The organism is Denitrobaculum tricleocarpae, from assembly GCF_007004665.1.
GTDB lineage: Bacteria > Pseudomonadota > Alphaproteobacteria > Kiloniellales > Kiloniellaceae > Denitrobaculum > Denitrobaculum tricleocarpae.
The window spans coordinates 1-15,723 of the sequence record NZ_ML660062.1 but is presented as its reverse complement, the minus strand read 5'-3'; the positions used below and the strand labels follow the sequence as shown (position 1 = coordinate 15,723).

Annotated in this window: 11 protein-coding genes; 7 read left to right on the top strand and 4 right to left on the bottom strand. The window is 60.5% G+C overall.

The window, feature by feature from the left end:
- The first annotated feature begins 38 nt into the window (after nucleotides 1-38).
- The 6 genes from ispG (at nucleotide 39) to FKG95_RS30395 (ending at nucleotide 7,075) form a co-directional block, all read left to right on the top strand.
- Nucleotides 39-1,172, top strand: a complete 1,134-nt coding sequence (gene ispG / locus FKG95_RS24720; RefSeq protein WP_142899127.1) for a flavodoxin-dependent (E)-4-hydroxy-3-methylbut-2-enyl-diphosphate synthase — start codon at nucleotides 39-41, stop codon at nucleotides 1,170-1,172.
- A 70-nt stretch (nucleotides 1,173-1,242) separates the two neighbouring features.
- Nucleotides 1,243-2,487: a histidine--tRNA ligase gene (gene hisS, locus FKG95_RS24715; protein WP_142899126.1), complete on the top strand. Its 1,245-nt coding sequence runs from the start codon at nucleotides 1,243-1,245 to the stop codon at nucleotides 2,485-2,487.
- Between the two features lie 10 nt (nucleotides 2,488-2,497).
- A complete protein-coding gene (gene hemA, locus FKG95_RS24710; RefSeq protein ID WP_342779272.1) occupies nucleotides 2,498-3,889 on the top strand; it encodes a glutamyl-tRNA reductase in 1,392 nt (463 codons plus the stop codon).
- Between the two features lie 6 nt (nucleotides 3,890-3,895).
- Nucleotides 3,896-4,972, top strand: coding sequence for a peptide chain release factor 1 (gene prfA / locus FKG95_RS24705; protein WP_142899124.1), 1,077 nt, complete (start codon nucleotides 3,896-3,898; stop codon nucleotides 4,970-4,972).
- On the top strand, nucleotides 4,969-5,883 hold the full coding sequence (gene prmC, locus FKG95_RS24700; RefSeq protein WP_142899123.1) for a peptide chain release factor N(5)-glutamine methyltransferase: 915 nt from the start codon (nucleotides 4,969-4,971) through the stop codon (nucleotides 5,881-5,883). The genes prfA and prmC overlap by 4 nt, the downstream gene beginning before the upstream one ends.
- A gap of 172 nt (nucleotides 5,884-6,055) precedes the next feature.
- Complete coding sequence (locus tag FKG95_RS30395) at nucleotides 6,056-7,075, top strand: DUF4167 domain-containing protein (protein ID WP_142899122.1); 1,020 nt, start codon at nucleotides 6,056-6,058, stop codon at nucleotides 7,073-7,075.
- A gap of 204 nt (nucleotides 7,076-7,279) precedes the next feature.
- On the opposite strand, the gene FKG95_RS24690 is transcribed toward FKG95_RS30395, so the two are convergent.
- Nucleotides 7,280-8,035, bottom strand: coding sequence for an MOSC domain-containing protein (locus FKG95_RS24690; RefSeq protein WP_142899121.1), 756 nt, complete (start codon nucleotides 8,033-8,035; stop codon nucleotides 7,280-7,282).
- A gap of 431 nt (nucleotides 8,036-8,466) precedes the next feature.
- Between FKG95_RS24690 and clpB the strand changes: the two genes are divergently transcribed.
- Nucleotides 8,467-11,058, top strand: coding sequence for an ATP-dependent chaperone ClpB (clpB, locus tag FKG95_RS24685; RefSeq protein WP_142899120.1), 2,592 nt, complete (start codon nucleotides 8,467-8,469; stop codon nucleotides 11,056-11,058).
- A 35-nt stretch (nucleotides 11,059-11,093) separates the two neighbouring features.
- On the opposite strand, the gene FKG95_RS24680 is transcribed toward clpB, so the two are convergent.
- From FKG95_RS24680 to FKG95_RS24670, 3 genes are all read right to left on the bottom strand, one after another.
- Nucleotides 11,094-11,654, bottom strand: a complete 561-nt coding sequence (locus tag FKG95_RS24680) for a hypothetical protein (protein ID WP_142899119.1) — start codon at nucleotides 11,652-11,654, stop codon at nucleotides 11,094-11,096.
- 219 nt (nucleotides 11,655-11,873) lie between these two features.
- Nucleotides 11,874-13,697: a M23 family metallopeptidase gene (locus FKG95_RS24675; protein ID WP_246116887.1), complete on the bottom strand. Its 1,824-nt coding sequence runs from the start codon at nucleotides 13,695-13,697 to the stop codon at nucleotides 11,874-11,876.
- A 278-nt stretch (nucleotides 13,698-13,975) separates the two neighbouring features.
- Nucleotides 13,976-15,154, bottom strand: a complete 1,179-nt coding sequence (locus FKG95_RS24670; protein WP_218940359.1) for an enolase C-terminal domain-like protein — start codon at nucleotides 15,152-15,154, stop codon at nucleotides 13,976-13,978.
- Nucleotides 15,155-15,723 lie beyond the last annotated feature (569 nt).

Here is a 15,723-nt window from a genome sequence, read left to right as displayed (position 1 = left end):
AACGGTCAGACTTCAGGACCAGGCATAAGAGCGAAATCATGAGTGTTCGGCCCTATCGCGATATCTACCGCCGCAAGTCACGTCAGATCTCTGTTGGCGATGTCAAGGTGGGCGGGGACGCGCCTATCACGGTGCAGTCCATGACCAATACCCTGACGACCGATGTTGCGGCGACGGTTGCGCAGGTTCGGGAGATGGAGGCGGCAGGTGCGGATATCGTCCGGATTTCCTGCCCGGATGAGGAGTCGACCGAGGCGCTTGGCAAAATCATTCCGCAGGTCTCGGTTCCGATCGTCGCCGATATCCATTTCCACTACAAACGCGCCATCGAAGCCGCCGAGGCCGGCGCTGCCTGCCTTCGGATCAATCCGGGCAACATCGGCAGCAGCGAGCGGGTCCGGGAGGTGGTGAAGGCTGCGAAGGACCACGGTTGCTCCATGCGGATCGGGGTCAACGCCGGCTCTCTGGAGCGCGAACTGCTGGAAAAGCATGGCGAACCCTGCCCCGAGGCGATGGTCGAATCGGCCCTCAATCACATCCGTATTCTTGAAGATAACGACTTTTTCGAGTTCAAGATCTCCTGCAAGGCCTCGGATGTCTTCCTGGCCGTCGCCGCTTATCAGGGGCTGGCCGATGCTTGCGACTATCCGCTTCATATCGGTGTGACGGAGGCCGGCGGACTGCGCATCGGGACCATCAAATCCTCGATCGGCCTGGGCGCTCTGCTCTGGGCGGGTATCGGAGATACGGTTCGGGTCTCGCTTTCCGCGGATCCCGTTGAAGAGGTTAAGGTCGGGTTCGATATCCTGAAATCCCTCAACCTGCGGCACAGAGGCGTCAATGTGATTTCCTGCCCGTCCTGTGCCCGGCAGCAGTTCGACGTGATTAAAACGGTCGAGGTTCTGGAAAAGCGCCTGGCCCACATCACGACGCCGATGACGGTGTCCGTGATCGGCTGTGTGGTCAATGGTCCCGGAGAGGCGCGGGAAACGGATATCGGCTTTACCGGCGGCGGCAACGACACCCATCAGGTCTACATCGCGGGCCTGCCGGACCATCGGCTGAAAAATCAGGATATCGTCGACCATCTGGTTGAACTGGTCGAGGCCAAGGCGGCCCAGATCGAGGCGGAGACGACTGCCGAGGCCGAACGGAACGCCGCTGCCGAATAGCGTGCGGTTTGTCTAAAAAAGCGACCGCCCAGAAGATACATGCAATTCAGAGAATTCCGGAGAAGTTAAAGTGTCAGCCCTGCAACCTGTTCGCGGCACGCGCGATATACTGCCTGAGGAGATGCGGCGCCAACGGGCCGTGATCGAGACGGCGCGCGAGATCGCCGAACGCTATGGGTACCTGGAGATGGCCACGCCGATCTTCGAGTTTACCGAGGTCTTCAAGCGCACGCTTGGCGACACCTCGGACATCGTCACCAAGGAAATGTATACCTTCTCCATGAAGGAAGGGGAGCAAATCACCCTGCGGCCAGAGAATACGGCCGGGGTCGCGCGAGCCCTGATGTCCGGGGGCCTGAGCCAGCAACTTCCCCTGAAATTCTTCTACGCCGGCCCCATGTTCCGGCATGAACGCCCCCAGAAGGGCCGACAGCGTCAGTTTCACCAGTTCGGGGCTGAGTTGCTCGGGGTTCCGAAAGCCCAGGGCGATATCGAACTGATCGCCCTGGGAGCACATATCCTGACCGGGCTCGGCGTCTACGAAAATACGTCGTTGGAACTCAACACTCTGGGTGACAGCGACAGCCGGACCGCCTACCGCGCGGCCCTGGTGGAGTACTTTTCGGATCACAGAGATGACCTGTCAGGCGACAGCCGGGACCGGCTTGAACGCAATCCTCTGCGGATCCTCGACTCCAAGAACGAGGGCGACCGTAAGATTGTTGCCGGGGCCCCGGTCTTTGGCGATTACCTGAATGCCGAGAGCGGGGAGTTCTTTGCGACCGTCAAGGAAGGCCTGGAAGCCCTGGGGATCGCTTATAATCTGAATCCGCGCCTGGTCCGCGGCCTGGATTACTACTGCCACACTGCCTTTGAGTTTACGACCGATATGCTGGGCGCGCAGAGCGCGGTTCTGGCCGGTGGCCGTTATGACGGTTTGGTCGAGACCATGGGCGGTCCCGCGACAACGGGTGTCGGATGGGCGGCGGGGATCGAGCGGCTTTCCATGCTGATGGACAAGGAAATCCCGGCCCCGAGGCCGATCGCCGTCATTCCGGTCGGCCAGGCCTCGGAAGCTGTGGCCCAGCCGCTTGCGCACAAGCTTCGGCACGCAGGATATGGCATTGAGCTTGGATTCAGTGGTAATGTCGGCAAGCGGATGAAGCGGGCGAACAAACTGGGTGCCCGCGCCGCCGTGCTGTTGGGTGAGGACGAATTGGCGAAGCAATCCGCTACAATCCGGGATCTGGACACGGGCGAACAAGAGCTCGTATCCCTTGACGCGGTTGTAGAGTACCTCGTCCGCTTCCGATAGCGGACCGATTGTGGTCGGCCCGGACCAAAGTTCTTCCGACCGTCTTGTCGTGATTGGCGTAAGCCAGCGGACAGCGTCCATGACGCTGCGCGACCGTCTTTTCGCTGAAGAGGCCGATCAATCGCAAATCCTGAAGGAGTTGAGCGAGGCCGGTGTTTCGCAAGCCCTTGTGATCTCGACCTGCGAGCGGCTCGATATCCTTGCGGTGCAGGACGCCGATGAGGCCTCAAGCGCGCAGGCGCCGCTTCAGGGAATAGAAGCCCGCCTGCGCCTGGTCATGGCGCGCCGGATCGGTGAGGATCCGCGGGTCTTGGATGAAGAAGGCTACTTTCACCGGGGACGGGCGGCTTTACGTCATGTCTTTGCGGTGACCTCGTCGCTTGACAGTCAGGTGATCGGCGAACCGCAGATCCTCGGTCAGGTCAAGGCCAGCCATCGGCAAGCCCTCGAGCAGAATATGTCGGGCCCCTTGCTCGAGGCGGTGATGCAGGCAGCCTTCGGAACCGCCAAGCGGGTCCGCAGCGAGACACCTGTCGCGCAGCAGCCTGTGTCTCTCATTGCGTCGGCGCTCCAGACCGCCCGCGACCTGCATGGTGACCTCTCGCGCTGCGCGGGACTGCTGGTGGGGCTCGGCGAGATGGGTGAGCTGCTGGCCATTGAATTTCAGGCTGCCGGTTTGTCGGAACTGACGGTGCTGCACAGTTCGGACCGGCGCGCCGAGATTGCATCCCATCGCTTTGGGTGCCATACCCGCCCCTGGCAGGAGCTGGATCGGGCATTGGAGGCGGCGGATGTCGTGATCACCGCTGCCGGCGGCGGGCGCTACAGCCTGGAGCCGGCCATGATCGATGCGGCGCTCCGGAAACGGCGGAAAAAGCCGATGTTCCTGGTTGATGCGTCGGTTCCTGGTGACGTCGCGCCTGCGGTCGGAGAGATGGATGGCGTTTACGTCTACGATCTCGACGATCTGGAGAGTCTGGCGCTGGCCGGTAAGGTCTCGCGCGAGACAGCGACCATGGCGGCCTGGAAAATTCTGGGCGAAGAGCTTTTGCGTTTCGAGCGCAAATGGGCGGAGCGGGCGGCTGCACCCAGTGTCGCTCAGCTCCGGCGTCACTTCGAAGCCGTGCGCGACCAGGTTTTGAGCGAAGGAAAGCTGGACGCCGATGCTGCGACCCGCCTGTTGATCAACAGGCTGCTGCATGAGCCTTCGAAGGCGTTGCGTGAGAATGCGGCGGAGGTTACCCAAGGTCCGGACCATGACGCCCTGGTGAGGGCGGCGAGCCACCTTTTCGGGTTGGGCGAGTGTGCTGACCTGGTGCCGGGTGAGATAAAAAAAGATGAAGACGCTGCCGGCCATCCCAAGGATGCATCCGGATGCGGCGGCGAGAGTGTGAAGGAGTAGTTGGGCGTGAACCTGGACCAAAAACTGGATGCCGTTTCGGCGCGCCATGATGAACTGCGCGATGTCTTGGCCACCCATCACGATCCCGGCTCCAGCGATTATACGGCGATGCTGAAGGAGTTTTCCGAGATAACGCCGGTGGTCGAGGCGATTGCGGAACTCCGGCAGGCGCAGACTGAGTTGGCCGATCTGGCCGAAATGATGACGGATTCGGACTCCGACGCGGAGATGAAGGCGCTGGCTGAGCAGGAGTTCTATGAGCTCAAGGAGCGGATTCCGAAACTGCAACATGACGTCCAGGTCCTTCTGCTGCCTAAAGACAGAGATGACGAGCGCAATGCGATCCTGGAGGTCCGGGCCGGGACCGGCGGCGATGAGGCGGCGCTTTTTGCAGCCGAACTCTTCCGCATGTACCAGCGGTTCGCGGACTCCCATGGCTGGCGGTTTGAAGTTCTGGACATGTCCGAGACCGGTATCGGCGGTCTCAAGGAGGCCAGCGCATCGATCGCCGGGCGCGGGGTCTTCGCGGAACTCAAGTTCGAATCGGGCGTGCATCGCGTCCAACGGGTGCCCGTCACGGAGTCGGGCGGTCGGATTCACACTTCGGCGGCGACAGTCGCCGTCTTGCCCGAAGCGGAAGATGTCGATGTGCATGTGGAGGAGAAGGACCTTCGCATTGACACCTATCGTTCCCAGGGCGCCGGCGGTCAGCATGTGAACACCACCGACTCCGCTGTTCGCATCACCCATTTGCCCTCGGGCGTGGTGGTTCAGTGCCAGGACGAAAAATCCCAGCACAAGAACAAAGCCAAGGCCATGAAGGTCCTGCGGGCGCGCCTCTACGACCACATGCGTCAGCAGCAAGAGGACGAACTGGCGGAAAACCGGCGCAGTCAGGTCGGCAGCGGCGACCGGTCCGAGCGGATTCGCACTTACAACTTTCCGCAGGGACGGGTGACGGATCACCGGATCAATCTGACGCTTTACAAGTTGGACAAGGTCATCACCGGTGAGGCGCTTGGCGAGCTGATCTCTCCTCTTATTGCCGAAGACCAGGCGGCAAAACTCGCGGAGATTCAATGATTTCCAGGACTGAAGAAGCCGGGGAGCCTCTGACGGCGTCTTGGGACCTGTCAAAGCACGTGACCGCGGCTTCGGCTCTGCGGGTGGCCACGGCCCGGCTCACCGCCGCCGGGATCGAGGGGGCACGGCGGGATGCCCGCCTTTTGCTCTCGACGATTCTGCCTGGAGGAGCCTCGGCGTTGCTTCGAGAACCCGAGCAAGTCCTGAGCGGCAGTGAACTGAGCCGCTTTCAGGCTGCAATTGGCCGCCGAGCGAAACGCGAGCCGGTATCGCGCGTCGTCGGAGTGCGGGAATTCTGGAGTCTCCCCTTCAGAGTTTCGCCCGATACACTTGACCCGCGTCCCGACAGCGAGACCCTCATTGAGGGAATTCTGGAATGGGTCCAGGATACGTCCAAGCCGCTGAGAATACTGGATTTGGGAACCGGGACGGGTTGCTTGCTCCTGGCGCTTCTCTCAGAGCTGCCCGCGGCCTGCGGGCTCGGCGTGGATATCTCCGAAGAAGCTTTGGCGGTGGCAAGAGACAATGCCGGCAATCTGGAGCTCTCGGGGCGTGCCGACTTTGCCTGCCACGATTGGACAAAGGGCCTGACCGGCGCATGGGATATCGTTTTGAGCAACCCGCCCTATATCACAGAGGGTGAAGCGGCGCTCCTTGAACCCGAAGTGTCGGATTACGACCCGCCCGCAGCCCTGATCGCCGGCGTCGATGGTTTGCGTGATTATAGGATTCTCATCCCCGGTGCCGCGGACTTGCTTCCTGCACACGGGCTGCTGGCGCTTGAAGTGGGGCGGGGGCAGGCAAACAGCGTCGAGGAGATGCTTCTGGCCGCCGGATTGAATTCTCCCTGGCGGAAACGCGATCTTTCGGGTGTTGAGCGCTGTTGTTTTGCAGTCAAGGTAAAAAAGTAGTTGGAAATGGTGAGTCGGACCGCTAGTTTGAATTCGCCGAGCAATTGCTCTCGCGTCCTAAGGGCGCCCCACGATCCTGAAAAGTGTGCGTGGTTCAATCTCGCTAGACTGAGCTTTCGAAGCGAAGACAGTGATGCGAGCGGCATTTATTCCGTTCTTAAGTAAGTGAACGATGAGACAGCAAAATTCTAATGGCGGTCGGCGACCGCGCGGTCGTACGAACAACCGCAAACAGCACGGTGGTGGCCAGAGTCGCTCTGGTACATATGACAGCAACGGTCCCGATGGCCGAATTCGCGGCAACGCGAGTCAGGTCTACGAGAAGTATATCGGGCTGGCGCGGGATGCGACTTCGGCCAGCGACAGGATTGCTGCGGAAGCCTACTATCAGCATGCCGAGCACTACTATCGCATCGTGAACGACAGCACTGACCCTGAATCGCCCGGATCGCAGCGGGCGCACGGCACCCAGTCGAGCACGGCACAGCAGCCAACCGCCGATGTCGAAGGCAATCAGGCTCTGCCGCACGGCAATCAATCCGGGCGCAGTCATCAGGATCGTCAAGAGCGGCATGACCGGTCGGGACGCAATCATCAGGATCGTCGCAGCCGTGGACCCGCACGGGACGATGCCGAAGTGCCGGGACTCGAGCCGCAGCCGGACATCGCGCCCAGTAACGGAGCGGCAGGGGCGGAGCGTGCTTCACAAAATGAGCTCCCGCTTGACGGGCGTGAGGGGCAACGCAGGTCCCGGGGTGGCCGCTATGGTGACCGGAACAGGTCCAGATCCGCTGAGTCGTCTGACTCCTCTGGACGGCCGGATCAAGCTGCGCCGAGGCAAATGGCTTCACGCCAGGACGAGCCGTCGCCGGCTCCGGACGCGTCGGCACCTTCGCTTGAAGACAGCATCCCGGCGGCGATTGTACCGTTGGACAGTCCTGCTGAAGAGGCACCCGCACCGCGCCGCCGCGGCCGGCCACGCAAGCGGCCCGTCGAAGAAATGCAAAGCACTGCCTCGTCCGAAGACAGCGCCGGCGAGACTGCGCCCGCGTCGGACGCTCCGACCGATGCTGCGGAAGCCGCCCCGGCTCCCAAGCGCCGTGGACGCCCTCGCAAGGTCGTGGTTGAGGCCGCACCCGCGGCGGAAGGCGAGGACGCGACCTCCGAGGGGCCGAACGCCGCTAACGCTTGACGGCCCGAAAATTACGGCGTTCGCGTGATCGCGGATGCGCAGGCTCTCAAGGCTCTGTCATGTCACTCTATTGGTGGCCCGACGGAGCCTTTTTTGATGTTCAGAGGGCGGCGAGTGATCCGCGGCGTGCCCGGGTCTGACCGGTTGTGCAGGTTCACAAGCCCGGCAGATTGCCGAAGGCGTTCGATCTCTACTTGATCTGCCCTATAGCTGGAGGCCGTCGCCGACCGATATCCTGCCGTCGTTCAGAACCTCGGCGTAAATGCCCATGTGAACGTGACCGAAGCCGCGCTGGAGCGTCTGCGGGACGTTGATATCCCGTTCTGCCGTCGAGGGATTGACACTGGTTGCGGGGCAGCGCCGGATCTTGCTCAGGACCTTCAGGCGAACGCCGGAGATCTCGATCTCCTGCCCGACCCAGTCAAACTCCTGCCAGGGCTGCGCGCCCTCGATCATGACATTGCCGCGAAAGCGTAGCGGATCAAGCTCGCTGCGCGCGACCCGCTCGAGATCTTTGATCGAGGCGATATTGATGATGGAGACGCATTTTTCGCGCACATCGCTGAACATATGCCCCGGCGCTTCGATCAGTTTCGGTGCGCCGCGGGCCTGATCGCCCAGGAAGCCCGCGAAAAACTGCGCAACGATCGTCCGGCCCATGGGTTCGGTGATCTTGCCGGCCACCACCTGCTTGCCGCCGCGCTCGATCGTCAATTGACCGCTGTCCGAATCGAAGCTGGTCTGCAATTGAGCCAGCTTCTCGTTCTTCGCCAGCATCAGGAAGTTGGCTTTCGGCATCCATTGCGGTGCTTTGATATCAAAGGCTGTAGAGCCGTGGGACAGCGCAAAGCGGCGGTCGTCGGGGAGACCCAGGCCGGTGGTCAAGGCAACATCGTTGAGATGTTCGCCGGACATTCCCTTGACCGGATAGCGGACAATATCAGTGATCTTGATCGCCATCGAACGGCGCTCCTTGTATGTCTTTTCTCTCACAAAACGCCGGCTCTCTCACAAAAATTCCGCGTGGAGATGCCATCTCTTTCCAGCCCGTTCGATCGGCTACAGGCATTGCTGCGGACAGCGATCTGTTGGAATTCTCATTGAAATGCCGGATTTTCCTTCTGAAGGTAGGAACCCTAACAATTCAAAGAGATAAGGTCCAATTGTGATATGTCTGCCGGGGACAAGGGTTGAGACGGGACGTTGGGGTGAAATAGTGTGATTCACACCTTGTGTCTTTTCTGCAACAGTCCCATATGCTGTGGGACGGGTGATGTTGATCAACGTCGTGGTTACCGTGTGCTGCTATCCTGCGGGCATGGTCAGAGAAACCCTTTGCATCGTCGACTGTGGGCCGCATGGACCGGGCACGGACGAGGGAGGCACCTTATATGGACTTGAACAAGTTTACCGACCGGGCCCGCGGCTTTATCGAGGCCGCGCAAGGCTTGGCGCTGCGCAGCAATCATCAGCGTCTGACCCCGGAACACCTGCTGAAAACCCTGTTGGATGACCGTGAAGGTACGGTTGCGAAGCTGATCGCCTCCGCTGGCGGCGACCCCGCCAGATGTCTGGAGATGGTTGAGCTCGATCTAGGCAAGATGCCGAAAGTCGAGGGCAGCGGCTCAGGTCAGATGTATCTGACACCTGAATTTGCGCGCTTGATGGATCAGGCACAGCAGGTCGCTGACAAGGCCGGCGACAGTTACGTCACGGTTGAGCGTCTGCTGCTGGCGCTCGCTATGTCGGAGGAAACGGCGAGCGGCAAGGCTTTAAAAGAGTCAGGCGTGACGCCGCAAAAACTCAATACGGCAATTAACGACATCCGTAAGGGCCGTAAGGCCGAGTCGGCCTCGGCCGAAGACAACTACGATGCGCTGAAGAAATATGCGCAGGACCTGACCGCAGCGGCCCGCGAAGGCAAGCTGGATCCGGTCATCGGCCGTGACGAAGAGATCCGCCGAACCGTGCAGGTGCTCTCCCGGCGGACCAAAAACAACCCGGTTCTCATTGGTGAACCCGGCGTTGGTAAAACGGCGATTGTCGAGGGGCTGGCTCAGCGCATCGTCAACGGCGACGTTCCCGAGACCCTGAAAGACAAGCAGCTCATGTCTCTGGATCTCGGGGCCATGATCGCCGGTGCCAAGTTCCGCGGCGAGTTTGAAGAGCGCTTGAAAGCGGTGCTGCACGAAATCGCCGAAGCCGGTGGTGAAATCGTCGTTTTCATCGACGAATTGCATACCCTTGTCGGGGCGGGTAAGGCCGATGGCGCCATGGATGCCTCCAACATGCTCAAGCCCGCGCTGGCGCGCGGCGAACTGCATTGTGTCGGCGCGACCACGCTGGATGAATACCGTAAGCACATCGAAAAAGACGCGGCGCTCGCGCGCCGCTTCCAGCCCGTGGTCGTCAGCGAGCCCTCGGTCGAAGAAACCGTATCCATCCTGCGCGGCTTGAAGGAAAAGTACGAACTGCACCATGGGGTGCGGATGACCGACGCGGCCATCGTCGCTGCGGCGACGCTCTCGAACCGCTATATTTCGGACCGTTTCCTTCCCGATAAGGCCATCGATCTGGTCGATGAAGCCGGCAGCCGGCTGCGCATGGAGGTCGACTCCAAGCCCGAAGAGATCGATGAGTTGGACCGGCGTCTCATTCAGTTGAAGATTGAGGAAGCGGCCCTGGGCAAGGAAAGCGACGAGGCCTCCAAGGAGCGGCTGAAGAAGCTCGAAACCGAGATCGGCGATCTGGAGAAGCAGTCGGCTGAACTGACCGCCCGCTGGACCGCGGAAAAGAACAAACTTGCGGGTGCGCAAAAGCTCAAGGAACAGTTGGATCACGCGCGCGGCGAATTGGAGATTGCGCAGCGGCAGGGACAGCTTCAGCGCGCCGGCGAGCTGATGTACGGCGTGATTCCCGATCTCGAGCGGCAGCTGGAAGAGTCGCGGAACGCCGAGGGCCGCAAGATGCTGAACGAAGAGGTCACGCAGAGCGATATTGCCGCCGTGGTCTCCCGCTGGACCGGTATTCCGGTCGATAAGATGCTCGAAGGTGAGCGTGACAAGCTTCTGCGTATGGAATCCGTGCTGGGCGCGCGGGTGATTGGCCAGGATGAGGCGATCTCCGCGGTTTCCAATGCGGTCCGCCGGGCGCGGGCCGGTCTGCAGGATCCGGATCGTCCGATTGGCTCCTTCCTGTTCCTTGGCCCGACCGGTGTCGGTAAGACCGAGCTGACCAAGGCACTCGCGCAGTTTCTGTTCGATGACGAGACCGCCATGTTGCGGATCGATATGTCCGAGTACATGGAAAAGCACAGTGTGGCGCGGATGATTGGCGCTCCGCCGGGCTATGTCGGTTACGAAGAGGGCGGCGCCCTGACCGAGGGCGTGCGTCGGCGGCCCTATCAGGTCGTGCTGCTCGACGAGATTGAAAAAGCGCACCCGGATGTCTTCAACGTTCTGCTTCAGGTCCTGGATGACGGTCGTCTGACCGATGGGCAGGGCCGGACCGTCGACTTCAAGAACACGCTGATCATCATGACCTCCAATCTGGGTGGCGAGATTCTCGCGGCGCAGTCCGAGGGCCATGACAGCGATGAGGTGCGCGACCAGGTGATGGAGGTTGTCCGGGCGTCTTTCCGGCCTGAGTTCCTGAACCGTTTGGACGAAACCCTGCTGTTCCACCGCCTGACCCGCGATCAGATGAGTGGTATCGTCGAAGTCCAGCTTGCGCGTCTGCACAAGATGCTCATTGAGCGCAAGATCACGCTGGATCTGGACGGGCAGGCCCTGGCCTGGCTGGCCGATAAGGGTTATGACCCGGTCTACGGCGCGCGTCCTCTGAAGCGCGTGATCCAGCGCGAACTGCAGAACCCGCTTGCGGGAATGATCCTCGGGGGCAAGGTTGCCGAGGGCGATACGGTCCATGTCTCCACGGACGAAAGCGGTCTGACCATCAATGGCGAGTTGGTGGCAGCCGCTTAACGCCCGCAAGCTGAGGTGTTTGAGCCGGAGGCCTGTTATTCCGGCTCAAACTTCCAGGCACCATCCGGCTGGCGGCAGGCCCGGCCATAGATCTGTTGTTCGCGCCCCGCAATCCGTGCCGTGGCGGTGTACTCCCGGCAGGGACCTGCTCCGAATTCTTGAGATGGAATGGAGACGCTCTGGTCGGGCCTGACAGGCTCTGGCGGATTGCGCCAGACGGCCGCGGTCTCCGGCCGGATATCAAGCGGGGGGCTGTCTGCTTCGTCGTACGCGTAGTTATCTTGGACGTAGTCCGTATCATCTGACCAATGGCCGTGGTGTGGCCCGTGCCCGTGTTTATGGCCATGCCCGTGTTTGTGCCTATGAGCATGTTTATGGCCGTGTTTGTGTTTATGGAAGTGTTCTTTGCCGCGATGCGTCTCGTGAGGATGCCACGCACTCTGCCGGTAGCCTGGCCGGTCATCGTCGTCGCCCCAGGAATCGGCCCAGGAATCGGCCCAGGAATCAGCACGTGCGCCTGACGCATCGAGCAGGGCGGTAAGTGCCAAAATGACTCCCAGCAGAAGGCAAAGGACAGGTGTTTTAATACGCTTCATCGTTCTCGTTCCCAAAACATCGCGATCCCCGTCGAGGACTGTGATCGGGATGTTAGGGAGTTGGAGCTGAGCCCTTGGTGAATGCGCCGTTCATCTGACGTTCAGATTGGCCGGAAATCAGATCATGTTTGGCCCCTACCACGCGGATCAAGAACCGGCGGCCAAGGCCTCTACAGTCGGCACGCTGAGCTGTATCGCACGTTGACCGGCAGGACTCGATTAGCAGCCGTTAGGGCTTGCGGCACTGGCTGTTGCGGTGCCGCTCTCGTCCACCGACTGCGGCGCGTTGCAGTTGGCCGGGGCGGCTTGAACGATCTGGGCGTTGCCCGCGATGATGTCCTGACGCAACTGGTCCATGTCGGCGCGGTGCGCCTGGAAGTTTTTCAGGTCCTGCTTTTTCAGCTTTTCACCGGCCGGCAGCTTGATCTTGCGGGGGTTGACCTGCTTGTTGTTGACCAGGACCTCGTAGTGCAGATGCGGACCGGTCGAACGGCCGGTGGTGCCGACGTAGCCGATGATCTGGCCCTGTTTGACGCGCTTGCCCTTCTTCACGCCTTTGCCGTAGCCCTTCATGTGCGCATAGGCGGTCTTGTAGCCGGAGTGATGACGAATACGGATGTACTTGCCGTAACCGCCGTTCCGGCCGATCCGCTCGATGACACCGTCACCCGCAGCGTAGATCGGCGTGCCGCTGGGCGCCGCGAAATCCAGACCTTTGTGCATCTTGTTGTAACCCAGGATCGGATGCTTGCGAACTCCGAAACCTGAGGACAGTCGCGCACCGTCCACCGGAGTCCGCAGCAGGGCCTTGCGGACGGCCTGACCCTTTTCATCGAAAAAGTCCGTAAATCCGCTCGATGGCGTGAAGCTGTAAAGATTGAGTGGCGTGCCGGACAGGGACAGCGACGCGACCAGAATGTTTCCGGTCTTCGCCATCTTGCCTTCGTTGTCGTAGAAGGCCTCGTAAACCAGGTCGAATTTGTCGCCTGGCTGAATCTCACGCTGAAAGTCCACGTCATAGCTGAAGGCACGCATCAGCCCGATCATGACCGAGTTGGGAATGCCGGCATTTCGGGCTGCGACAAAGAGGCTGCTCTCGATGGTGCCGCTGCCGTGCAGAACCTGACGTTCAAGCGGACGGGCAATGGCTTCCGCGACGAAATCGTCGCTCGCGGCAGCGCGCGCCACCTGAACGATTTCATCGACCGCGCTCTGCAGGCTAAGGCCCATCAGCAGGCTGTCGGCGTTGGTGTCGTCGGCGCTGCCTTGCGCGTTTGCTTCTTCCTCGTCGATTGCTGAAATCGTCGAGAAGGTCAGCTCGATTTCCTGGCCGGGCCGCAAACGGCGCGGGCTGTAGACCTCGCGCAATGCCGTGATGGCTTCGTGGGCATCGGAGCGTCCTGCACCGGCGCCGACCATCAGACCCATCAAAGTATCGCCCCGTGAGACCTTCACCGTCTTGGGCTCCAGGGCCGGCGTATCGGGGCTGTCAGCCATGGAAGGCGCGCTCGGGCGCTGCGTCGCTGCGATGGAGTGCGCGCCGCTGCCAATTCCCACCAGGGCTTCGGCATATTGCGAGGCGATGTTCGATGCGCGGGCGATGACATTATCGCTGAGCTGGTCCCGGTCCTGCTCTTGGTCCGCGTCCTGTTTCTGCACCACGTTCTGTTTCCGCTCAGTATCCGCCACTTCGGCAAGCGCAGCCGTCTGACTGATTTCAGGCTTTGCGGTGGATGCGGGGTTTTCCGCGTTTTCCCCGGTGACTTTCACCACCAGTTCACCGGCAGCTTTCGGAGCGGTTTGACCGGACGAAGCAATTTCCGTGCTTTGCGTGTCGGCTGAACCTGATCCGAAAACCCATCCGCCGATGGTCCATGCGCCGACACCGAGTGTGAAAACGCCCACTAGACCTGCAGTGACGATACCGCTCGCGAGGAGCTTGCGGTTGAACTGCGAGGCGCCGTTCGTTTGAAAAGTGCCGTTGCTGAAAATACTTGTGGCTTTGCCCAGGACAGACGGGCTCGTTGGTTGGCGGAACGTCAAAACTCGAACTCTCCGTAAAACTACAGCCGAATCCGAGTTTCGGCCCCCGTTGTAAGGTTAACCATATACATTAATTTTCGATGAAGGCTCAAGGTTAATTGCGATTGAAAGCAACGCCTTAGCGCTCTTTCCCCGCGTACGCTCTCTATTTGCCCTGTGTTATTGTTGGGGCATGACAGATTGGCGGCACAAGTCATGCGCTCAATTGGCGGGATCTAACTGCTTGTCGTAGGGTGATCTTTACTGATCAAACGGACGGTTGATTGTCACCGGTCGGGTTATTCGAAGCAATGCCGCGCGGTTCTTCTGTGTTGAATGAAGTCCCAGTCGTAAACGACACCCAGGCCCGGGCCCTGTGGTACGGGCATGCAGCCCTGGGCATCGACCGCGTCCAATTCGTCGCTGTAGCCGCAGGCGTAGACCGGCGGCACGGCGTTGGGGCAATCCGGTCCGACCAGGGCGACTTCGTAGAAATTCGAATTCCGCATCGCCGACATACAGGCCCGGTGGGCGGGGCCACAGGCGTGGATCTCGCAGTCGACCCCCATGGCCTCCGCCAGGTGGGCGATCTTCATGCAGCCGGTAATGCCCATATCGTACTCCGGGTCGGCGCGCAGGAAATCGGTGCCCCCCGCGATCAGGAAGTCGGCCTTGGGCTCTATACCGCGGATATGTTCGGTCTGTAAGAGCGGTGTTTTGATCTTCTCCCGAAGTCTCTTGTGCGCGAAGGCGGAGGTGCCCGCATCGCGAAAAGGATCTTCCAGCCAGAAGAAGCCGGCGTCGTCGCAGGCATGTCCGACATAGAGTGCATCCGCGAAGGTGCGCAGCTCGCAGGCAGGGTCGATCATCAGGGTCATGCGGTCGCCCATCCGTTCCCCCATGTAGCGTACGTTGTCGGCTTCTTCACGCGTGTCACCGTCATGCCAGCCGTGGATTTTGAAAGCCCGGTAGCCGGTCTCAAAGCACTGTTCGGCGAAAGCGACGAAGGCTTCTTTGCTGTCCAGACCGCCACGGCGGTCGGCATGGTAAGTGCTGGCATAGGCGGGCAGGCGCTCGCGGTAACCCCCGAGCAGTTTTGCGACGGAGGTTCCGTATTTCTTGCCGGCGAGGTCCCAAAGGGCAATGTCCAGAGGTCCGTGTCCCATGTGGTCGTATTGCCGGAACTCGCGTTTGAGATCATCGAAGATGCCCTCGCGCTGTTCCGGATCCCGGCCGATCAGGTTTGGGGCCATCATCAGGCTTTGAGCCAAAGCCGCCTTGGTGCCGACCCAATGGGTGACGTACTCGCCGCGTGTCCCGTCGTCGGCGCGAATCACCACGGCATACTTCGAGAGCTCAATTTTACCGCCCGGTTTGTAGCCGATGTTGTAAACGGCCTTCTCCGATTCGCTCTCGAGACCGAGATTCTCGACGTCAAAGGTGAACTCATGAATCTCGATTCGGTCGATCTTGCTCACAGCGGCTCTCCTCATGGCGATTGTCGGATCAATCTAGCAGTAAAGACGCCCCACTTCGAATGCACCGGAGAGATTTGCGCGCCGGACAATGACTTTAAGGCGTGAAATTCCGACATATGACCACCTGGAAGGGAAGGCTTGGTGCGAGTTCCGGAATCGGTCTTGAAAAGAACCCGGCGAGTCGCCATCTACTGTCTACAAAAGCGGCACTGTTTCCGCAGTGCCGATCTGCCCTAAAGCTGTTAGACCGAATGGCGATTTTGCCGAAAAAGCCCATAAATCCTAGGCTTTTGATATCTTGTCTTCGGTTTGTCTGACGAGGGCAAAAAAAATGCAACAAAAGGGTTTGACACCCTAGGGCCTCAGGCATATAACCCGCCCCGCAGCACGGGGCTGGGTCGCCTCGCCGGATCGAACCGGCAAGGAGATTGGACGCCGTGTTGCCTGTTCTTTGACATAGTGAATATGATTTGGAAGGGATGCGCGGTCGGCGGTCTGTGTGGGGTGGTATTGTCTCATATTTAGGGCCTATGCTTTGCGCATCTTGTGTTACACAACTATGCGTAAGA

What these genes read in the sequence shown, in the direction of transcription:
- ispG (WP_142899127.1), top strand. Translation starts at nt 39, where the DNA reads ATGAGTGTTCGGCCCTATCGCGATATCTACCGCCGCAAGTCACGTCAG.
- prmC (WP_142899123.1), top strand. Translation starts at nt 4,969, where the DNA reads ATGATTTCCAGGACTGAAGAAGCCGGGGAGCCTCTGACGGCGTCTTGG.
- FKG95_RS30395 (WP_142899122.1), top strand. Translation starts at nt 6,056, where the DNA reads ATGAGACAGCAAAATTCTAATGGCGGTCGGCGACCGCGCGGTCGTACG.
- FKG95_RS24690 (WP_142899121.1), bottom strand. Translation starts at nt 8,035, where the DNA reads ATGGCGATCAAGATCACTGATATTGTCCGCTATCCGGTCAAGGGAATG.
- clpB (WP_142899120.1), top strand. Translation starts at nt 8,467, where the DNA reads ATGGACTTGAACAAGTTTACCGACCGGGCCCGCGGCTTTATCGAGGCC.
- FKG95_RS24680 (WP_142899119.1), bottom strand. Translation starts at nt 11,654, where the DNA reads ATGAAGCGTATTAAAACACCTGTCCTTTGCCTTCTGCTGGGAGTCATT.